This is a genomic window from Candidatus Saccharibacteria bacterium (genome assembly GCA_016700315.1).
Classification (GTDB): domain Bacteria; phylum Patescibacteriota; class Saccharimonadia; order Saccharimonadales; family SZUA-47.
The window spans coordinates 14,014-32,597 of record CP065013.1 but is presented as its reverse complement, the minus strand read 5'-3'; the positions used below and the strand labels follow the sequence as shown (position 1 = coordinate 32,597).

Sequence of the window (18,584 nt, the reverse complement as noted above, 5' to 3'; positions counted from 1 at the left end):
GCTACTTGCCGTATGGGTTACTTAGGTGAGGCTGCTTTTTGGTTTTGTAGTCTGGGTCGTCGGGATCTTTGGCGCCATTTTCGATAAACCAAAGTTGAATCGGTGAGCCGATGTAGTCGAAGGTTTCGCGCATTGCGCTTTCTAAGAATCGGCGGTAACTCCAGTGCACGAAGCGGGTGTCTTTGCCAAAAATCTTGAATGCGGGGATGGGGTTGTCCTGCTCTTGGACCATGTAACGTAGTTTTGGTTGTCGATTTTTGAGGCCAGCCGGTGGGTGACGGTCAACCTGGTGACGTAGCCAGCGGTTTAGCTCGGTAGTAGCGATTTTGCGCGAGCGCCTCTTCATGATCTGTAAGGTTAGATCAAAAATTTTGACAGTATTCTGACCAGTGACGCTGCTCGTGAATATTAGTGGCGCCCAAGGCACAAAGTCGAAGTCGGTGGCAATGAGCGGCGCCATGCTGTCGCGGGTGTAGGCTGTTTTATCCTCTACTGCATCCCACTTGCTTACGACAATCACCAGACCTTTGCCGGCTTCTTTGACCATGCCGGCGATTTTTTGATCTAGCGCTACTCTAGGTTCGTTGGCGTCAATTAGCAGCAGACAGATGTCGGCTTGTTCTATGGCGCTCAGCGCCCGCAGAACAGAAAAATGCTCGACTCCGCGTTCAATCTTGCCACTTCGACGTATGCCGGCTGTGTCGAGGAGTTCTATTTCGCGTTCGTGGTACTTTACTATGGCCCGGTTGATGTCGCGCGTAGTGCCAGCACGATCGGCAACGATTGCCTGCTGTTTGCGAGCAAGGTTGTTAAAAAGACTAGACTTGCCAACATTTGGACGACCCAGCAGTGCTAGGTGAATGCGATTGTCGTCTTCGCGGATCGTTGCTGTTGGCAGAAGCTGCTCCAGTTCGTTTTCGAGCTTGTCAAAGCCAATTTTGTGAATGGCGCTGGTACGAATAGTGGTTTTGATACCAAGTCGTTCGTACGGGGCGTCAGCACCTCTTACCTTACGGTCGGACTTGTTTATCAGTAAGATCACTGGCTTCTTACTCCGTAAAGCGAGCTTGGCGACGCGGCGATCTTCTTCGGTGATTTGCCCTGCGGCCTCAACGACTACAAGAATTATGTCGGCGTCAGTAGCTGCCTGCGATATCTGTTCTTGGATCGAAAGTTCAAAATCGTCCTGGGCGCTTTTGAGCCCGGCCGTGTCGACAAGCCAAAAATCATGCTGATCATCGAGGCTGACTTTGCCATAAATAGCATCTCTGGTTGTGCCCTCTTCGTCGGCGACGATCGCCTCGCGGCGCCCAAGCATCGCATTAAAAAGACTAGACTTGCCAACATTAGCGCGCCCAACAATTGCAACAATCGGGACTCTACTCATAGCGACTTACCGAACAGTTTCCTAGCCCTAAAAGGCAGGAACACGGCGTAACTTTTACTGGTACTCATTACTGCAAGTATAACAGAGGTGAAAGAATTTGTAAAATAGTAATAATTGTTACAAAACACTTGACTTTTTATTATATAATGAGTATTATACGCACAAATTAGGAGAGAGTATGAAGAAAATTGCAGAAATGGATAATGTCGAACTAGGGATATTCGTAGCCGCAAGAATGGCATGTAAAGATGCTCCTAAAGGCGTTATAGCTAAGGAACTTGAATCTGATCTGACTAAGGCGGAAAGAATTTTACTAGCCGCACCTTACTGTGGTATCTGTACGGTTCGACCAGCTTGCCTAGAACTTGGCAATAGGTTCCCAAATTCACAAGTTGCTGGCGATATATATGGTGGTGTAATGTTCGGTGCAAGAAAGACCAACATCTTAAGAAAATAATAGATGAACCCCAATAAGAGTAGCTACAAAAATTACGATCTGATGGAAGTCTTATTTAGTCATGGCGAGTGTATTAAGGCAAAAGACTTCAAGCCGTCTTCTTGGAGATCATTATCGGTTTGCGCGAGCTGCGCTGTAAAAGAGGTCTGTGCTGTTTCTGCAGTTGTGAACCAATTTGGCAAAGCAGGCGGAGATGTATCGGGGATGGATGTAATGGTAGGTTCTAAGAGACGTGAAATATCTGATATGCTTAGATCGAAAAATGGCTTAGATCAGTTCGTCCAAGTAACGTTGGCAAAATTCCCCCCAACGAATTAGGATAACTCCTCCCAGTTCTTATGTAGGCTCTGCTTTGTATGGTCTGTCTTAGACTAGGCGCTCGTAGCGTTAATTAGATAGCGGATTTTGGTGGTTAGCTACTAAGATTGATCTTGCTAATGCCGAGTTGTTTGACGGTAGATAAAGGTAAGTTGGCTAGCTCATAAGGCCCCTGCCTTGTTCGATGCAGCCTAACTACTTTATGTCCGATTGCTTCAAAAGAGCGACGAATTTGGCGGTTTCTACCCTCGGTAATTATCACTACATAACTCTTGTTATGAATAGGCTTTACTTTGAGTAGGCTAGGTCTAGCGTCGTCTATATTAACCCCTGTTTGAAGCTGGTTTAATTGACCAGGGGTCAGTATTTCTTGGAGCGTAACTTCGTAAACTTTTTCATGATTATTACTAGGGTGAGCCAGTTTGTTTAGTAATTCTCCGTCATTAGTCAAAAGTAAAAGCCCAGAGCTGTCTTTGTCGAGCCGGCCAATTGGATTGAGGTGGTGTAGGGGCTTAGGCAGTAAATCATAAATTGTTTTGCTTCCCTGCCCACTTCGACTGCAAACATACCCCACAGGCTTGTTTAGCATATATAGCTCGCGCTTTATGGGCTGGCTAGCTACTTCTGCGCCGTCAAGGCAAACAGTATCGTTATATTCGACAGTGTCACCCAGTTTGGCTTTCTTGTTATTAATTGTAACTCGGCCTTGTTGCAACGCTTCGTCTGCCTTTCGGCGCGACAATGAAGTGTGTTGAGAGAGCCATCTATTAATTCGCATACTGATAAAATTCTAAATCAAAAATAATAAATACTAAAATCGGAAACAGAAGCCAGCATTCCTTCACTAATCCTTAATCTTCAATCACTAATCTGTATTTGCCCTACAACGCTAATGAGTTGGGGTCAATAGTGTCGTTTGGTTTGGGTGTTTCTGTTGCTGGAGTAGTGTGTGCAACTTCAGTATCTAGCGGCTGGATAGGAGCATCCGGTGTGGGCTGTGAAGATTCGGTAGTCACGGGGTTTAGGATGCTGGCCGCAGTAGACTCATCTTCTTCTTTTTGTGCTAAGGCTTGTAAATCAACAGGTGGTTTCGATAAATCGTTAAGAGGCTGAATTACCTTGTGGCCGGGCATACTCATGCTACTTGCGGGTGGAGCACCTGGAACGTTTTCGACTGTAGCTGAGCTTGGTGATGATGGAGCGGTTTGATCTTCCAAGACCAGTTTGTGTGGTGTTGGTTCTGCTGAAGAGCTAGTGGCTGTGTCAACAAATTTCATTGTCTCGAGACCAGATTCGGCTACAGGGGCTGGGGTGGCTGTAGCCTCAGTTTGGACGGCAACTGACGGTGCGAGATTTGGGGTGCTCACAGCTGTTTCCTTGGTGGACAGGAACGACTCAATGGATTGAGCAATTTTAGATGACTCATCAGCTTCGGCGGGAGGTATTGGTGTTGTGCTGGCTGGAACTGGGGTTGGCCCATCAACTAAGAAGCCAGGGGCTTCACCAGCAGGTTTAGTATCGGTACTGGAGTCAATGGCAGGAGCGGCCGTCTGGGCAGGGGTTATGTTTGTGCTGGTACTTGTTTGGGCGGATGTGTCGGCAATTGGCGTAGCACTAGCCGAAGAATCATCGTTTGAAGTTGGGACAGTTGTGTCAACAGTAGTGTTTACAGTTGGCAAAGGTACGCCAGTAGCGTCACTGCTATCAGCTACAGGCGGTGAGTCCGAAGCGGTTGTAGGCTGTGGTATGGTCGAAGCTGCAACAACAGGATTATCTGCGGCTGGTTCACTGGCTGCACTTGCTGGCGAGGAGCTAGTGGGCTGGGTACTACTGTCTGGAGTTGCTGGCATGGAGTCACCTTCAAGTACCTCCTTTGCGACTTTGGCAACATCTTCAAGTGTAACTTGTGATTTAACTAAATAGCGATCGGCACCGAGCTTGTCGGCTCTTGCTTTGTCTTCGGCTTGGCTGAGAGCAGTCATCATAATCACCTTGCAATTCTTGGTCTCAGGGGTACCTCGCAAGATGTCAAGCATATCAAAGCCGCTTATTTTGGGCATCATTACATCGCTGATGATAAGGTCTGGTTTCTCTTTGACGGCTACTGCCAACGCTTCTTCGCCGTCTCTGGCCGCGATAATATCGTAACCTTCTGCGCTCAAGCGGGCTTCATAAATCTCCCGCAAGTTATTATCATCTTCGACCAAAAGTATTTTTGCCATTACTTAATTACCCCTTCATTCTACTTACGTTTAGTATATCATTTTTTGATTTTTTCATAATTTAGCTCCATTTGCACTAACATCCAAAGGTGATGTGATCGTAGTAGCTTTTAGGGCCTCTGCCCTGTCGTTGTTTAGACGAGGTAGATTGATGTAGAAAGTACTACCTTTTCCGACTACGCTTTCTACCCATAACTTACCTTGATAAAGCTCGATTATTTTTTTGCAAATGAATAAGCCAAGGCCCGTGCCGCCGATAGTACGAGTGGCTGAATTATCGACGCGGTAGAACTTTTGGAAAAGGTGAGGTATGTCTTCTACCGGTATGCCTGGTCCTGTGTCTGCAACATGAACTTGGACATTATGGTCGTTACCAGTTATGCCTAGGCGTACAGCCCCAGATTCAGTATACTTAACGGCGTTATCGAAGAGGTTGGTAATTACTTCTTGTAAACGATCCGGATCAGCGTAGACATAGTAAAGTGGTCTAAGAGTTTTCATGCCGGCCTGTGTGACGGTGGCATCTATAATTGCAGATTGTGAACCAACTACATATTCCATTTTGAGACCTTTTTTTGTGGCGGCGAACTTGAGGCTATCGGCCAGTTTCTCTGTTAATTCTCCCAGCTCAACTACTTGAGGGTGGTTTGTTAGGCGGCCGTCTTCGGCTTTGGCGCTTGTTAGAAGGTCTTGAAAAAGTTGCCCAAGGTGTTGTGTGCTGGAGTGGGCCTTCTCGAGGAAGCTACGGGCTTTGGGGTCGATTTTACTGACGTTTTCATTTAAGGCTAGCGCTAAGTAACCTTCAATTGCGGCAACAGGCGTGCGCATTTCGTGGCTAGCTGTCGAAATAAAATCTGCTCTTCGCTGCTCTTCCGTGTGTTTTTCGCTGACATCACGAAAAACTGCTATAACGCCTCCAACTTTGCTGCCGTCCATCAACGGCGAGACACTAAACTCAAGTAGTATGGTAGTGCCCGTTTTGGTTAAGAGTGAAGCTCTGACACCGGTCTGCGGCTCCCCGCTCTTAAAAACTTTATTTATTGGGTGCATACCTGGCTGTAGTGCTTCACCTTTTTCGTCTACAATTTTTATAACCGATCTATAATCTAGGCCGATAGCTTCTTCACTTAGCCAGCCACTGATACGTGCTGCGGCAGGGTTAAATATATGGATTACTCCTTTTTCGTCGATCAAAAATACGCCATCTATGATAGCGTTTATGATTATGCTAGTTTTAGCCTGCTCGCTTTTAAGCTGGCTTATTAATGCGGAATCATTATTGTCTGTCTTTTTTCTATTGAATAAACCCACCGGTGCCCTTCGATTTACTTAGTATCATTATCTGACAAAACAAGCTTAAGCACAATATATTCTTTTTAATCTTATTGCAATTTGTACAAATTGTAGTATTATTAATGCATTATGAAGAAGTCTAAGTCCGTAAAGTATATTATTTTAATAGTCGCGCTATTAAACGCAACTCTAATTAGTAATTTTAATATTCAGCCTACTTTTGCACAGGAAGCTTCGCGCACTGGCGCCTCAACAGGACTCTGTAAATCTAGTCGACGAATAAATGGAATAGTCACTAGTGAAAAAGTAATTTCATTCACATTTGACGATGGCCCATGGCCAACCAATACCAATGCTGTGATGAATTCTTTCGAAAAGTATGGATGGAAGGCAACCTTTTTCATGGTGGGTCGGAACATAAAGGCTAATCCAGCTATTGCCAAATCCGTTGCTAGCCGCGGTCACGAAGTTGGAAATCATTCAATGACGCACCCAACGACACAATCAGCAATCGCAAAAGAAGTTGTTACAACGAATAACGTCGTCAAATCTTATACCGGCGTGGCACCAACTTATTTCAGGGCGCCGGGAGGCAACTTCGGTAGCAGCTACAGCTCCCCTCGTGAGGTTGCATTTAGAAATGGTCTTTGTAACATCTGGACAGACTCCGATCTGGGGGATTGGCGTAGCCCACGAGTCAGTTCATCGACCTTGTGTGCCCGTTTTAAGTCTAAAGTGCGACCAGGTTCAATAATTTTGCTTCACGACGGTGGTTCTCACTCTCAGACAGTCAATGCTGTACCCTGCATGTTAGCATGGGCAAAGGCTAATGGTTACACAGTGCTACCCCTAAAAGAGCTATTGTCCCGTGGCTATACGTCAGGCTATCGTTATAATTACATTTATTAAGCACTAACCAACTCCTAGCTCGACAAAATAACACCGATAAATATACGTTTTAGCGGGTCTAGAAGAATTCAAGCAGAAATCAAATGATCCTGAAATTGTCTCTGCGAAATACCCTATTTAAATCCTAGCCTTTTTGCCTCGTCACTTGAAAGAAAACCACGAGCAAAGAGGAATGCAAAAACGATATACCAGACAATGCTCACAGCCAAAACAACAATCCTGTTATTGACATTAATTAAAGCAAGAGCCTTACCAATTGCAAAATATGTTAAGTATGCGAATGCCGGTTGTAAAACTAATATAAAAGTTAGAGCAAAAATCTTGTCCATATATTTCATTATAAGTCCTCTTAATAAATGTGTATACAAGATTGCACTTACTCACTACATCTTGGATACTTGCAGCCTGCGAATGGTTAATCCGAGTGTATCACAGTATTCACTTGGAGTGAGATAGTTTAAGGCATGCGAGCACTGTATAACCGTATCGGATTCGGTTCCGTCGAGCAAGGCTTGCACAAGAAAATAGTCCAACCGCTAATGGGTTGGACTATTTTCTTTGGTGATCTCACCGGGAATCGAACCCGGATTGCCAGGATGAGAACCTGGTGTCCTAACCGTTAGACGATGAGACCAAATATTAACTAAGCAGTATTTGCCAAATTAAGACAAACAAAATTATAGCATAACAGAGGTAGATAAACAATGTCTAGTCAAGACGTTGCAAAAATTCAACCAACTGCTTGGGGGTGATTTCGGCCTTCACTAGATAACCATCGGCAATACTTTCGATAGCCTCACGTTTTTGATCTTCCTGGTCCAGATTGGTTGCGATAATTATTTTTGTCTTAAGCGGCTTATCTTTAGTACGCTCGCGGATATTCTTAAGCGCATCAATGCCATTTAGGTTGGGTAGCATTATGTCTAGCAGCACAATATCGTATTGGTCTGTCATGATCATCTGGAAGCCATTCATGCCATCGGTAGCAGTTGTGACGTTATAGCCAGCTTTTGTCAGTGCGCGGGTATACAGCTCGCTTATAAAATGTTCGTCTTCGACTATTAATACTCTTTTTTGTGGTTGCATACCCTAGCCCTTATATATGTTATGATTTTTGATCCAACCGTGTGCACCTCTAATAATACCATCTTGTCCTTGGTCTGCTTCAGATTTAACCATGCCATACGGCAGGAGAGTGAAGCTGAAAGTGCTCCCCTTACCTTCATGGGATTCGGCAGCGATTGTACCCCCATGGGCCTTAACTATGGCTTGGCAAAGGTATAACCCCAACCCAGTGCCGCTAGCTGTACCCTTGGTTCGATGGCTACGATAGTACTTTTCAAAAAGATGTGGCAAAATCGATTGTGGTATTCCGACGCCAAAATCTTGGATACTAGTAACGACCAAACCTTGTTTATTCAGGCCGGCTCTAACAAGAATCTGGTTTGCGCCGCCGCTATATTTAATCGCGTTTTCGACTAGATTATTAACAACTTCCTGTACACCCATTCGATCAACAGCCACCTTCGGTAGCCCTGGGTCAATAGTCAGCTGGATCTGTTTTCCATGAACCTGAGCTCTCAGATTCAAATCGTTTATTGCGTTCGTTAAAATGGGTGTCCACTCTTCCTCTCTAAGAGACAAAGTTAGTTGATTTTGTTCGACACGCGCCATGTTCAATATGTTGCTAACAAATGCCGTAAGCTGCTGGGCAGAGGCATGTAACTTACCCATAAAGCCTCTCATCTCTTCGTTAAGCGTCGGAGTTACTTCCTCCTCAAATACTTCAATCAAGCCGCGCATTATCGTCAAAGGCGTACGCAATTCGTGAACAGCAAGTGCCAAAAAACTGACGTCTTGGTCGTCGTGATTGTAACGATCGCTCTGATCAAAAACCGCCAACAAGGTTTCCGCTCCGGTAGAATCGCCTTTACTAAAGTATGCGATCATATCAAACTGCTTAGGAGAAGATTGATCGTCTAGTGTCAATCTTACGCGTGTCCAGCTTTTTGTGTCGGTGACCTTATTATTTCGGCAATCTGCTAGCCAGTTGTCGAAAGTGTCTTCGCTAGGAAAAGACAAGTTCGCAATTTCGGTAAAGTTACTATTAAATACCTCTCCCTTTAATTCAAAGTAGGCCGCAGCAGTCTTGTTCGCGTAAGCGATTCGGTTATCGCTTTTAATTGCTATGACAGGCATCGGTAGATTACTGGCTATGGTACCGACCAAATTGCCAGTAGTCTGGGCAGTATTTATAGTCTCAACGGCAGATGTCTTGCCAACATCGACTGATTTCAGTAGATCTCTTAGTGCTTCAACCAATTCACGGCCGGTAGTTATCTTGGATGTGTCTGGCTCGCGTGCGTCAAAAGTTGGACGGAATTTGTAAGAGAAAATATCTTGCAAAGTCCTAACTGGTGCAGCAGCACTTTTAGCTAAAGCCAGAGTAATGAGAAAACCGCCGGTAATGGCGACGCTAGCCATTGTCATGAAAAAGAACGGGCTGTATAACGGCCATATACGGTAGCAAACAAATGTAGCAGTACCTAAAATTACAAAATAGATTATCAAGTAGCCAAAAATCTTAAAACTCAACTGGTCGACATATTTTTTGTAGTTATCCACCGCTATTTCTACCTAAGGCCCTCTAAAGCCGATTAAATCTGAGCTTCCGACGGCCGTGAACCAGGTTTGGCCTGGGTTGAGGGCAACAGCGCTGCCAGCAGCGTCGGTAAAAGTAACCTGCTCAGTCCTGCTGGCTTTATGCCAAGTAACCTCGGCAGCTACGCCATTTTGGAATACTATAGCCTTGCCTGAACCGATCGTGCCGTAGACGCTGTGAACACGGTCGGGGTGAATAGAGTAAGGCACTACCCACGCAATGACGACTTTTGGCATGATTTGGGCACCACTTTTTTCATCGACATGTGGCTGACCAGCTAAAAAGCGCTTATATGAATTTGTTGTAGCGTCATAATCGTAATGAACTCCGTAAAGTTGGCTAGAGGGGTTTATATCAATTGCTGCTGCAGTAACCGGAGAAACCGCTTTTTCCTCGCCTCTTTTTAATGAGGTAAAACTGCTGCCACCATAGCCTTTTCGGCTGCGAGCGGCGTCTAGGTTAGCGCTAGATGTGTAGAGGTTATGAGGAGCGTAGCGACTATTTATTCGCCAAAAAGTCTGGTTTAGCCCATCGTCAGGTATGTCTTTTAGTCCTAGTTGAGCTATTAGTGAAATTGCTTCTGGGCTACCGCCAGCGTGGGCGTAAGTCGGGTCAAAAGCGCTTAACCAATCAATGTAATAAGGACGGGCGCTACGAACTGGCCCGATGTAATCTGGCTGAGCTTCTTGAAAAAGTGCCAAGAATCTAGTGATTCCACCCTCGGCTATTGCTTCGAAAACCACCCCAGCATCTTTAAGTCCAGACTGAGGACGCGCATCAGGGCTGTTTTCGATCATTACGGCTGTGATGCCTCTTTTGTTTAGCTCGGGGGTGATTTGTACCCCAGTAAGCCTTGAGGCTTCAGTCGTAGGTTTTGGTGGCTCAACAACAACGGGTTCTGCCTCTTGTTTGTTAGATTGATCTGTTTCTTGAGCTGGTTCGTTTTTTATAAACAAAGCGTAAGCTCCATAACCCGCACCGCCAAGTATGACTACTAAAACAAAAATCATAGCGACTTTTTGCAGTCGGCTGGCGCCGCGCCAGATTTTAGTGAGCTTTTTAAAGGGGTTTTTAGATTGTTTGCTGGCTTTCACGATTGGCTCACGTTGGTTGTAGCGATCTTCGGCTTCAGCCATTTTTTCCGGCTCAATAAATGCTGGCTCTTCGAATTTTTCTTTTCTATCCATAAGCATAAGTATAAAGAGTCGAGAGTCAAGAGACAAGAGTCGCGAGGCATGAGCAGTGAGCCATGAGCCAAGAGCTAGGGACTAGGGACCAGGGACTAGGGACTAGACTAGCAAGTATCACCCCGTACCCTGTACCGCGTACTGCGTACTGTTCAAGCAGAGCCTAGAGTCAAGGGTCATGAGCCATGAGCCAAGAGCTAGGGACTAGTAGCCAGTGTCTAGGGTCTAATTCATACTTTATACATGATACGTAATACTTGATACTATCTTTGTTTAGAATTTAGATTTTAGGATTTAGAATTTTACACTTACTATCAACTACCAACTACTAACTACTACCTACTACCTACTTACTACTATCCCCCCTGCGCCCTGTACGCATCTCTTATTACCCTGTACAATATGCTTAATGAAAACGGAGTTAGTGGAAAAAATTACGGCCAAGCTTACCGAGGGTTTGACGGTGCCCGCGCGCGCAGAAGTCGAAGCCGCAAAACCTTTGCGTCATTTGCCGGAAGGAGCCGAAGTTACAAGGGTAGCACCAAGCCCAACTGGCTTTGTGCATATCGGCACTATTTATACTGCCCTGCTCTGCGATGAATTAGCGAAGCAAACCGGTGGCGTTTTCTATCTTAGAATCGAAGATACTGATAAAAAACGTGAGATTGAAAACGGTGACCAAGTAATCCGAGCAGCTCTCGATAATTTTGGACTAACTCCGGCGGAGGTCTACAAACAAAGCGAACGAGTCGAAATATATCTGGCATACGCGGTTGACTTGCTAAAGAGCGGTCGAGCTTATCCTTGTTTCGCTACGCTTGAAGAGCTCGAGCAGAACTTCAAAGCTCAGCAGGCCGCCAAAGTTCGGCCTGGCTATTACGGTCAGTGGGCTCTATGGCGCGATAAGTCCGATGCAGAAATTGAGGCCGCACTTGATGCGGGTAAACCCTTTGTTTTACGTTTTCGATCAAGCGGCTCTCACGATAAAAGAGTTGCTTTTTCTGATGAGCTTAAAGGTCAGTTAGAGCTTCCAGAAAACGACCTAGATATACCACTAATAAAGGCCGATGGTTCTCGTTTGCCTACCTATCATTTGGCTCATGTTGTAGACGATTTTTTGATGGGCACGACTTTAGTAATCCGTGGTGATGAGTGGCTGCCTTCGTTACCGCTCCATATCGAGCTAGCTCAAGCTCTTGGCATAACCCCTTTTAGATATGCGCATATTGCGCCAATCACTATCCTCGACAAAGCGACCAATAATAAACGCAAGCTTAGTAAGCGTAAAGACCCGCAAGCGAATGTGGCGTTCTTTTACGAGTTGGGCTACCCGATTGATGCGCTGAAGCTCTACCTTTTTGGGCTTGCCAATTCAGATCTCGACGTTTGGTTTAAGGAGCATGCAGAAGAGCCGATATCCAACTACGGCCAGTTGGTAACAATGGATAAACTAGCTAAGTCGCGTGCCCCGCTGTTTGATGAGTCAAAACTGGATTTTTATTCGAGAGACATGATAGGTGTTCTGCCGCAGGAAACATTCAACCAGAAGATACAGCAGTGGTTGAGTGAATACGGAGTTGAGTACTGCAGAAACAATAATCTAGACCCCGAAGTCCCTACTTTACTATTGAATCATTTCGAAGAGCTAAAACCGGCGCTAGCAATTGAGCGTAGCGGCGAAAAGGTGCGCAAAGACGTGGCCAAATGGAGCGATGTAATTGAGGAATATGGCTACTTCATAGACAGTGTTTATGACAAAATATTCGCTGGCCGAATAGACGAACTTTTGCAGGATTTTGACACTCAAACTGTATCTTCTGCTTGCGCTAACTTTCTGTCCAGTTACTCTAAAGCCGATGATCAGCCGACTTGGTTCGAAAAGCTAAAGATAGCAGCCGAGACCAGCGGCTTCGCGCTAGACAATAAAGCTTACAAGGCTAATCCAGAAAACTTCAAAGGCAATTTGGCAGACTTTGCTCGTATCATTAGGGTTAAACTAACCGGCAAAAACCGCACCCCCGACATGCACTCGGTAATGCGAGTTATGCCGCAAGACACTATAGGTAGAAGAATAGCCTAAAAACTGCTGGCGAGGCGGGATATTTGATCACTTGTCAGGCGAGAGTCACCCTCAATCTGATACCAAACGCCGTTTTTTACCCAGGTGGCATTGCTACCGTCGTAGAGGTAGATTGTTTGATTTCCGTCTTGTAGAGTTTGGTAGTTTGGCTTGCTAGCTACAATGTTTGCAAGTAGTGCGTCGTTGTTCCAGTCGCTTGTTTTTTGGGTTAGCTCGAATTCCCTGCCATCACCAGTTTTGCTGCCAAAACTAACTGTTACTTCTCCGCTTTTGTACTGAACCGGTCCAAGCACTGCAAATCCGCTTGGTTGATAACCGGGCATCTGTGCGGCAAAGCCAGCTCGCGTGCTTGCTACACGCATGGCGAAGTTTGGCACGTTTTGATAAGCAAAAAACACCCCGAGAACTAAAAAGGCTAGCATTAGGCTACCAGCTCTAAGCGTTCTAGGTTTGATGCCTAGCTTGCCGGCTATCTTGTGCCGTTTTAAGGGCTTGTGAGCGCTCATTTGGTGACTAGTTGATATTGATAAGGCTTTGTCAATTAAGCTTTGGCTGGTACTAGGTAGACTATCGTGGTTTACTGTCGAGGTAATATTAGCTTCAGTCTTGGGCTGAACATACATTAGTGGCTCAACGCGCTTCTCAATTTTAGTAAAAACGCTACCATATTTCGATATCAAAGGGCTTCTAGGGCTTTTAGTTGTTTTTTCGGCGTTTGCTCGTTTAGCTGTTATTGGTTTTTTGACGGCTTGCCGTAGAAGGGTGTGAGATTTTTCGATCGGTCGCTTTTTGTGAACCGCTGTAGGTTTCACTAGGTTGTTATGCTTTTTTGGCGCCATCCCATCAACACTAAACCCAGATACGCGCGAAGGTTGGTTGATAAGTTTACCAGTTTGGGAGTCGTATCTCTTACCATTAACTTCTATGAAGTTTTTCATTTTTATATCGATCTGCCTCTGTTGATGTTAATGCTTATACTTTACACCGATTATACCACCGTTGCAACCCCCCTACTAATCTACCCAGCCCCAACATCCAACTTTTTACTGTACGACATAAAAACCACGATCGTGGCAAACATGTTGACATGCCTACGCGATAAAAAGAATGGCAAAAATAAGTGACAGTAAGCTTATGTTAGTCTGCGATGAGTCGGGTGGTTGTCATCTGAAATAGGCTACCGTCTTTGCTTGTTAAGAAGGAATAAAGCCTTGTGTAGTCCCGGTCGAAATACGCACCGTATGCAGCTCGACCCGGAATAAGTTTTTCAAGGTTGCTTCCATCAAAGTCGACGCTATAAAGGTAGTCTCCACTGACTATGTTTAGTCGTGCACCGTCCATCCATCTAAGTGGTTTGGTCTGGTCGTAGATTAGGTCTAGCTTATAATTGTAACTTCTGTCGGCCTCGAACTCATGGGCCGCGAACTCGCCCTCGCCGTATAGCATTACGATGCTGGCACTGGCAGAAAAACTGGCGAACTGTGGGTTTGTGACTCTTAAGGCAGTTGTAGCAACAGGATGAGATACATTCTGATTGCTCTGTAGGTACTCGACCGGGTTTCGATAGACCATGATCTTTTTTTCTGCCTGGCTTCCGGCCAACATAACAAGTGTTCGTCCGAGTTTTGCCATGTCTAAAAAGTACTTTTCTGAACTAAGGACTTCACGTATTTCATAGACCTTACCCGACTGGAATAGCCTGATTTTTGTCTTTGTTTTGTCTGTTTCACTTGGGGTAGCATAGAGTATTTTGTCAGACTCGAAAGCTTTAAAGGCTAGAACGTTTTGAGCCACCGGCTGGTCGATCAGGGTTTTATTATTTAGGTCAGCGAACCTTATGCTTTTGTCTGCTGGAAGATAGACTACGTATTGGTTTTCCTTGCGGTCGCGCATAGTTACTGTAGCACCCGAAGGGATATTTAACTCGCGTGTAATATTGCGCTGCTCGTTTATCTGCGAGGTTTTGAGTAGCAAGTATTCACTCATCTCGGAGGTAGTTCGCTCGACTAGCACGAACTCGGCATTTTCGGTCCACTCAGAAACGCGATACGTTGCTTTGGCCTGCGGGTTAGTAATTAAATCACTATTTAGCGTCAAAATAATTGGCGCATTGAGCGGCTCATCGGTTGAAAAAATCTGCATTTGTAAGGGAGAACTTGCCATGTGTAGCATGATTAATCGTCTATTGACGCTACTCTCCACCATGTCAGGTACTTCGCCAAAAGTTTGTGTTACGTCGGTTTTTAGAGACACAGGATACATTCTGGGGTATGTTATTCGGCGTACGCTGCCACCCGTCAAATCAAAAGTTCGGCGCCAAGGCCGGTATTTGTCGGCGCTTAGGATAAGTTCGTAAGTTGATTCGGGTATGACTAGTCTGGCATCGGTAGTGTCGTTTTGTTGCTTACCGTTCAATGAAATCTTTGCGCCTGATGGTGAAGACTCGACATAGACTAGGCCATTTTGGATAACTTCACCGTTTTTGTTCAAATAAAAACCGTTACCAATATAAAGTAATATCCAGGCTGCTAAACCAATTGCAATAGCAATTAAAACGTAGCCAATGTAAAGGCGTCTAACATGAGCCTTTTTCTTTTTTGGATCAAGATAGTCCACCATATTAATATAGCAGGAAAAGCTTTGTTGAAGTTGAGAAATAATAAATGGCGGACGAGGAACGGTGACGAGGAACGACGAATGGGGGGGCTCTAAATTCTAAGCAGTAGATAGTATCAAGTATCACGTATCATGTATAAAGTATGAATTAGACCCTAGACACTGGCTACTAGTCCCTAGTTCTTGACTCTTGACTCTAGGCTCTGCTTGAACAGTACGCAGTACGGGGTAGTATCCGCTAGACCTTAGCTCCTAGTCCCTAGTCCCTGGACCCTGAACCCTAGTTCTTGGCTCATGACTCTTGGCTCTTGGCTCTACTTGAACAGTACGCAGTACAGGGTACGTAGTACGGGGCACTAACTACTAACTACCAACTACTAACTACCAACTACCAACTACTAACTACCAACTACTAGTCCGTAGCCCTAATCACTCTAACCTATAACCTCTAACCTATAACCTCTAACCTAATCCTGGCTCTTCTATCAATCATCAACTTTTTTACTAAACAGTATTAGTTGCCGAATAGCCGGCTCCACAAGCTTGGTGCATTGCTTGGAAGCACTTTTGGTTCTTCAACGGGGGCCTGCGTAGCCTGCTTGTTGTTAGCTGGGTCAGGACTAATCTGCTCACCGACGACTACGCGCCTGCGCAGGCTTGTTCCAGGTGGATCGCAGGTAATCAGGGTTGCTGTGTTGGGTTTACTCTGAGCCTGCAAAACGCTGACATCGTTAGCCTCGACAACCCTGTTCTCGTAAATCTTGTAAGTGTAGCGAACACCGTCTTTTTGTAGATAAAAAATATCGTCGACGGCTAGCCGATTCAAAAGCACAAAAGCGAACTTGTACTTGCCTTTATTGAGAATGTTATTGCTAGAGTGGCCAACAATCGCGACGTTACCATTTTGTCCTGGGAGGGCTGTGCCTGTGTAGTAGACGACTCCCTCTTCAAGGGCATTCTGAATGGCTTTTTCTTGGTTGGTACCGAGGTTATAAACTACCGGTACTTCGAGATTGATTTTTGGAATAATAATTTTTGGGTCAGTCCCAATGGCTTCGCCAGTCCCAATGATGGGTGTGGCGCTAACGCTCTTACTTGGGCTAATAAAGGGGGCAATGAATCTTTCATTGAAAAAACTGAACAGTAGTATTGTCAGCGTTAGTGCGCCAAAGCCTAGGCCAAAAGCTAAGGACTTAAGATGGTGGCGAGCTTTTAGCCTGCCCCCTGATGAGACACGGTAAGCTATCCGATCTTTTAGCTCGCTGACGGTCCGGGTATCGGTAATTGGCCTTTTGAGCTGCTTATGGTCGTGGTGCTTGGCTAATTTTAGGTCGGCTACTCTCGGAGTGCTATTTGAGGAATTGGAGGCTGAAGCATCTTTGGCATTCGTCAATGCCTGTTCTTCGTAAAACTCTTGCCAAACCTGATGCTTCTCGCGATCAGATAACGACTGATAGTATCTATGCCACTCCGTTTGAATCTCTGCAACGGATTTGCCGGATTTTTGTAAAGAAGCAATATACTGTTGGTGTTTGGAGCCGCGATGGTGAGGCGCAGTGGCTTCGGCTAGTTCTTCTTGGGCCTTTGGCTCATGTTCGTACAATGCGTTTATCTTTGTTCTAACGAACTGAGCGGCGTTTTTGGCATCGGCTTGATCGGTAGATTTAGACTCAGGCTCAATAATTTTTGTTTGATGACCAAGTAGAGCCTCTGTCTTAGACACTAATTCATCTAGTTGTTCTTCATCGATGTCGGCGATAGCTTGTCTAGCCTGTTGGGCATGGGTTACGGCATCATCAGACCAAGGCTGTATAGTTTTCATTAGTATAAGTATAAAGTACAAACTCTAAACTATAAAGTTAGTGCTTTATATGAAAACTAAAAAACTAAAGCAAAATAATTTGGTACCGCGGGCCGGACTTGAACCGGCGTTGGACGTAAAGCTCACAAGATTTTGACGTTTGCGGCCGCGTAGAGGCGCCCTGGCGCATAGACACTGGTGGGCGAGGAGGGAATCGAACCCTCAATCCTTACGGAACACGATTTTGAGTCGTGCGCGTATACCAATTCCGCCACTCGCCCGTCTGTGTCTATGATTTTATGCGGTGCATAAAATAGCTACCATTCCACCATCGCGGCTTGATTCGATAACAGATGAATTATAGCATAAAATGTTTAAAATAATTGCAGTACGATAATCCCGATACCGACTCCAATTGCGTCGAATACTATGTCGCTTAAAGAATTGCGTATAGTTTCGTGGCCAAAGAGTATGCCCAGCTTCGCTAAAATAGGCGATAAAATAAAAAGCTCCAAAGGTTCCCACAACACTGTTATTACAAAGGCCCAGCTGGCTCCAAATATCAGTGTCAAAGCGGCGGCACTAAAAAGATGAACTATGCTCCACTTGTCAAAAAAAGCATTATTACGTGGCGTGTTGTCTTTGATGTTCGGCATACCTAAAATATATTACTACAAACTCAACTTGGAGGGTCTATCTTATCGAGCAGAAGTTCTGTGCGTTGATTTAATTTGCTGCTGCTGAAAGGTTCTTGACATTGGCTTTCTTCGACTAACTCTTTAGCAATTCTGACAACATTAGTCTTGTCGACTAATTGTCCGGCTAGTTTGCTTTTTTCTCCTGGTAGCGCTAAGTCTTCAGCAACGTACAGCATAGATATACCATCATGATATGGTATTTTTTTAGCTCGATTGTCCTCTGGAGTTAATGCGGTTGATTTTACTTGAATAAAATAAACTGGTGTTGGAGAGGTTGATTTATTACAAAAAGCTGTAATGTCCCAAGAACTATTGCTATTTTGGCCGACACTTCTTAGTCCTCGGTCTTCTCTGAGCTGTGACGAGGTTGCGATAAAATCCTCTGCCCCTACATCCTTGATAGCGTGCCTGTTAAGCATGCATCTCACAACAGCTTCACTCAACCAACCAATTTGTTGTCTTTTGACCAAGCTTGATTGAGGTTGGGGACTACCAAAAAAGCTATTAAGGATTTTGATTGTTTTTTGATATGTTTTTTGAGCATGTTCAGCATTTGGCATCTGTTGTTTGCCGAAAATTTTAACATAAACCGGCAGCTGTGATAATAAATCTTCTGCCGGTAACTCGATGTTTAGAAGTCTTATAGCCTTGCTTAAAACTAATGCATCTCTAGCTAACTCTGTTGATCTGCCAAAAAGTCGATATTGTAAATCGGTGTCCGGCTTACATAATGTAGCGGTTTCTAGTAATGCTCTTGCTCCGAGAAAAGAAGCTTCAGCCCCACCAAAATCTCCAATAAATTCAGCCGCTTCAACAGCGCATTCCAGAGAGCTAGCTTTTTTAAAAGCTTCTAGTCTGTTAGATAAGCTTGTTTTATTGCCATATTTTCGGCTACGCTCTAGAGTATCGAGACGTCCTCTACTGTGATTATTGCGAAGCTGTGACATATTACTA

17 protein-coding genes and 2 tRNA genes are annotated in these 18,584 nt (G+C 45.0%); 4 read left to right on the top strand and 15 right to left on the bottom strand.

The window, feature by feature from the left end; all coding sequences use genetic code 11:
• Position 1: 1 nt before the first annotated feature.
• Positions 2 to 1,387, bottom strand: coding sequence for a ribosome biogenesis GTPase Der (gene der, locus IPO96_00205; protein QQS64970.1), 1,386 nt, complete (start codon positions 1,385 to 1,387; stop codon positions 2 to 4).
• 178 nt (positions 1,388 to 1,565) lie between these two features.
• Here der and IPO96_00200 point away from each other — a divergent pair, with 178 nt between their 5' ends.
• Positions 1,566 to 1,844, top strand: a complete 279-nt coding sequence (locus IPO96_00200) for a hypothetical protein (protein ID QQS64969.1) — start codon at positions 1,566 to 1,568, stop codon at positions 1,842 to 1,844.
• Positions 1,845 to 1,847: 3 nt separating this feature from the next.
• Positions 1,848 to 2,162, top strand: a complete 315-nt coding sequence (locus tag IPO96_00195; GenBank protein QQS64968.1) for a hypothetical protein — start codon at positions 1,848 to 1,850, stop codon at positions 2,160 to 2,162.
• Positions 2,163 to 2,256: 94 nt separating this feature from the next.
• On the opposite strand, the gene IPO96_00190 is transcribed toward IPO96_00195, so the two are convergent.
• The 3 genes from IPO96_00190 to IPO96_00180 all read right to left on the bottom strand — a co-directional run bounded on the left by IPO96_00190 (position 2,257) and on the right by IPO96_00180 (position 5,695).
• Positions 2,257 to 2,940, bottom strand: coding sequence for an rRNA pseudouridine synthase (locus tag IPO96_00190; protein ID QQS64967.1), 684 nt, complete (start codon positions 2,938 to 2,940; stop codon positions 2,257 to 2,259).
• A gap of 103 nt (positions 2,941 to 3,043) precedes the next feature.
• Positions 3,044 to 4,384 (bottom strand): response regulator, encoded by a 1,341-nt coding sequence (locus tag IPO96_00185; GenBank protein QQS64966.1) that lies wholly within the window; start codon positions 4,382 to 4,384, stop codon positions 3,044 to 3,046.
• A 54-nt stretch (positions 4,385 to 4,438) separates the two neighbouring features.
• Positions 4,439 to 5,695: a PAS domain-containing protein gene (locus tag IPO96_00180; protein QQS64965.1), complete on the bottom strand. Its 1,257-nt coding sequence runs from the start codon at positions 5,693 to 5,695 to the stop codon at positions 4,439 to 4,441.
• A 111-nt stretch (positions 5,696 to 5,806) separates the two neighbouring features.
• Here IPO96_00180 and IPO96_00175 point away from each other — a divergent pair, with 111 nt between their 5' ends.
• The gene (locus IPO96_00175; GenBank protein ID QQS64964.1) at positions 5,807 to 6,586 is read left to right on the top strand and encodes a polysaccharide deacetylase family protein; all 780 of its coding nucleotides are present in this window, start codon (positions 5,807 to 5,809) and stop codon (positions 6,584 to 6,586) included.
• Between the two features lie 113 nt (positions 6,587 to 6,699).
• Here the strand turns inward: IPO96_00175 and IPO96_00170 are convergent, their stop codons facing one another.
• The 5 genes from IPO96_00170 to IPO96_00150 all read right to left on the bottom strand — a co-directional run bounded on the left by IPO96_00170 (position 6,700) and on the right by IPO96_00150 (position 10,435).
• Entirely contained in the window at positions 6,700 to 6,915 is a 216-nt protein-coding gene (locus IPO96_00170) for a hypothetical protein (GenBank protein ID QQS64963.1), read from the bottom strand.
• A 230-nt stretch (positions 6,916 to 7,145) separates the two neighbouring features.
• A tRNA-Glu gene (locus IPO96_00165) sits at positions 7,146 to 7,220 on the bottom strand.
• A gap of 74 nt (positions 7,221 to 7,294) precedes the next feature.
• A complete protein-coding gene (locus IPO96_00160) occupies positions 7,295 to 7,672 on the bottom strand; it encodes a response regulator (GenBank protein ID QQS64962.1) in 378 nt (125 codons plus the stop codon).
• 3 nt (positions 7,673 to 7,675) lie between these two features.
• On the bottom strand, positions 7,676 to 9,211 hold the full coding sequence (locus tag IPO96_00155) for a HAMP domain-containing histidine kinase (GenBank protein QQS64961.1): 1,536 nt from the start codon (positions 9,209 to 9,211) through the stop codon (positions 7,676 to 7,678).
• A 12-nt stretch (positions 9,212 to 9,223) separates the two neighbouring features.
• The gene (locus IPO96_00150; protein ID QQS64960.1) at positions 9,224 to 10,435 is read right to left on the bottom strand and encodes a DUF3048 domain-containing protein; all 1,212 of its coding nucleotides are present in this window, start codon (positions 10,433 to 10,435) and stop codon (positions 9,224 to 9,226) included.
• A 409-nt stretch (positions 10,436 to 10,844) separates the two neighbouring features.
• Here IPO96_00150 and IPO96_00145 point away from each other — a divergent pair, with 409 nt between their 5' ends.
• The gene (locus IPO96_00145; GenBank protein ID QQS64959.1) at positions 10,845 to 12,515 is read left to right on the top strand and encodes a glutamate--tRNA ligase; all 1,671 of its coding nucleotides are present in this window, start codon (positions 10,845 to 10,847) and stop codon (positions 12,513 to 12,515) included.
• Here IPO96_00145 and IPO96_00140 read toward each other — a convergent pair.
• The 6 genes from IPO96_00140 to IPO96_00115 form a co-directional block, all read right to left on the bottom strand.
• A complete protein-coding gene (locus IPO96_00140) occupies positions 12,512 to 13,453 on the bottom strand; it encodes a hypothetical protein (GenBank protein ID QQS64958.1) in 942 nt (313 codons plus the stop codon). The two genes, IPO96_00145 and IPO96_00140, sit on opposite strands and share 4 nt — an antisense overlap.
• A 199-nt stretch (positions 13,454 to 13,652) precedes the next feature.
• Positions 13,653 to 15,134, bottom strand: coding sequence for a PEGA domain-containing protein (locus tag IPO96_00135; protein ID QQS64957.1), 1,482 nt, complete (start codon positions 15,132 to 15,134; stop codon positions 13,653 to 13,655).
• A gap of 511 nt (positions 15,135 to 15,645) precedes the next feature.
• A complete protein-coding gene (locus IPO96_00130) occupies positions 15,646 to 16,953 on the bottom strand; it encodes a sortase (protein QQS64956.1) in 1,308 nt (435 codons plus the stop codon).
• Between the two features lie 175 nt (positions 16,954 to 17,128).
• Positions 17,129 to 17,213: transfer RNA gene (locus IPO96_00125), tRNA-Leu, on the bottom strand.
• A 93-nt stretch (positions 17,214 to 17,306) separates the two neighbouring features.
• Positions 17,307 to 17,588 (bottom strand): hypothetical protein, encoded by a 282-nt coding sequence (locus tag IPO96_00120; protein ID QQS64955.1) that lies wholly within the window; start codon positions 17,586 to 17,588, stop codon positions 17,307 to 17,309.
• A 23-nt stretch (positions 17,589 to 17,611) separates the two neighbouring features.
• Positions 17,612 to 18,577, bottom strand: coding sequence for a hypothetical protein (locus tag IPO96_00115; protein ID QQS64954.1), 966 nt, complete (start codon positions 18,575 to 18,577; stop codon positions 17,612 to 17,614).
• Positions 18,578 to 18,584 lie beyond the last annotated feature (7 nt).

What these genes read in the sequence shown, in the direction of transcription:
- der (QQS64970.1), bottom strand. Translation starts at nt 1,387, where the DNA reads ATGAGTAGAGTCCCGATTGTTGCAATTGTTGGGCGCGCTAATGTTGGC.
- IPO96_00200 (QQS64969.1), top strand. Translation starts at nt 1,566, where the DNA reads ATGAAGAAAATTGCAGAAATGGATAATGTCGAACTAGGGATATTCGTA.
- IPO96_00195 (QQS64968.1), top strand. Translation starts at nt 1,848, where the DNA reads ATGAACCCCAATAAGAGTAGCTACAAAAATTACGATCTGATGGAAGTC.
- IPO96_00190 (QQS64967.1), bottom strand. Translation starts at nt 2,940, where the DNA reads ATGCGAATTAATAGATGGCTCTCTCAACACACTTCATTGTCGCGCCGA.
- IPO96_00185 (QQS64966.1), bottom strand. Translation starts at nt 4,384, where the DNA reads ATGGCAAAAATACTTTTGGTCGAAGATGATAATAACTTGCGGGAGATT.
- IPO96_00175 (QQS64964.1), top strand. Translation starts at nt 5,807, where the DNA reads ATGAAGAAGTCTAAGTCCGTAAAGTATATTATTTTAATAGTCGCGCTA.
- IPO96_00170 (QQS64963.1), bottom strand. Translation starts at nt 6,915, where the DNA reads ATGGACAAGATTTTTGCTCTAACTTTTATATTAGTTTTACAACCGGCA.
- IPO96_00160 (QQS64962.1), bottom strand. Translation starts at nt 7,672, where the DNA reads ATGCAACCACAAAAAAGAGTATTAATAGTCGAAGACGAACATTTTATA.
- IPO96_00150 (QQS64960.1), bottom strand. Translation starts at nt 10,435, where the DNA reads ATGGATAGAAAAGAAAAATTCGAAGAGCCAGCATTTATTGAGCCGGAA.
- IPO96_00145 (QQS64959.1), top strand. Translation starts at nt 10,845, where the DNA reads ATGAAAACGGAGTTAGTGGAAAAAATTACGGCCAAGCTTACCGAGGGT.
- IPO96_00140 (QQS64958.1), bottom strand. Translation starts at nt 13,453, where the DNA reads ATGAAAAACTTCATAGAAGTTAATGGTAAGAGATACGACTCCCAAACT.
- IPO96_00135 (QQS64957.1), bottom strand. Translation starts at nt 15,134, where the DNA reads ATGGTGGACTATCTTGATCCAAAAAAGAAAAAGGCTCATGTTAGACGC.
- IPO96_00130 (QQS64956.1), bottom strand. Translation starts at nt 16,953, where the DNA reads ATGAAAACTATACAGCCTTGGTCTGATGATGCCGTAACCCATGCCCAA.
- IPO96_00120 (QQS64955.1), bottom strand. Translation starts at nt 17,588, where the DNA reads ATGCCGAACATCAAAGACAACACGCCACGTAATAATGCTTTTTTTGAC.
- IPO96_00115 (QQS64954.1), bottom strand. Translation starts at nt 18,577, where the DNA reads ATGTCACAGCTTCGCAATAATCACAGTAGAGGACGTCTCGATACTCTA.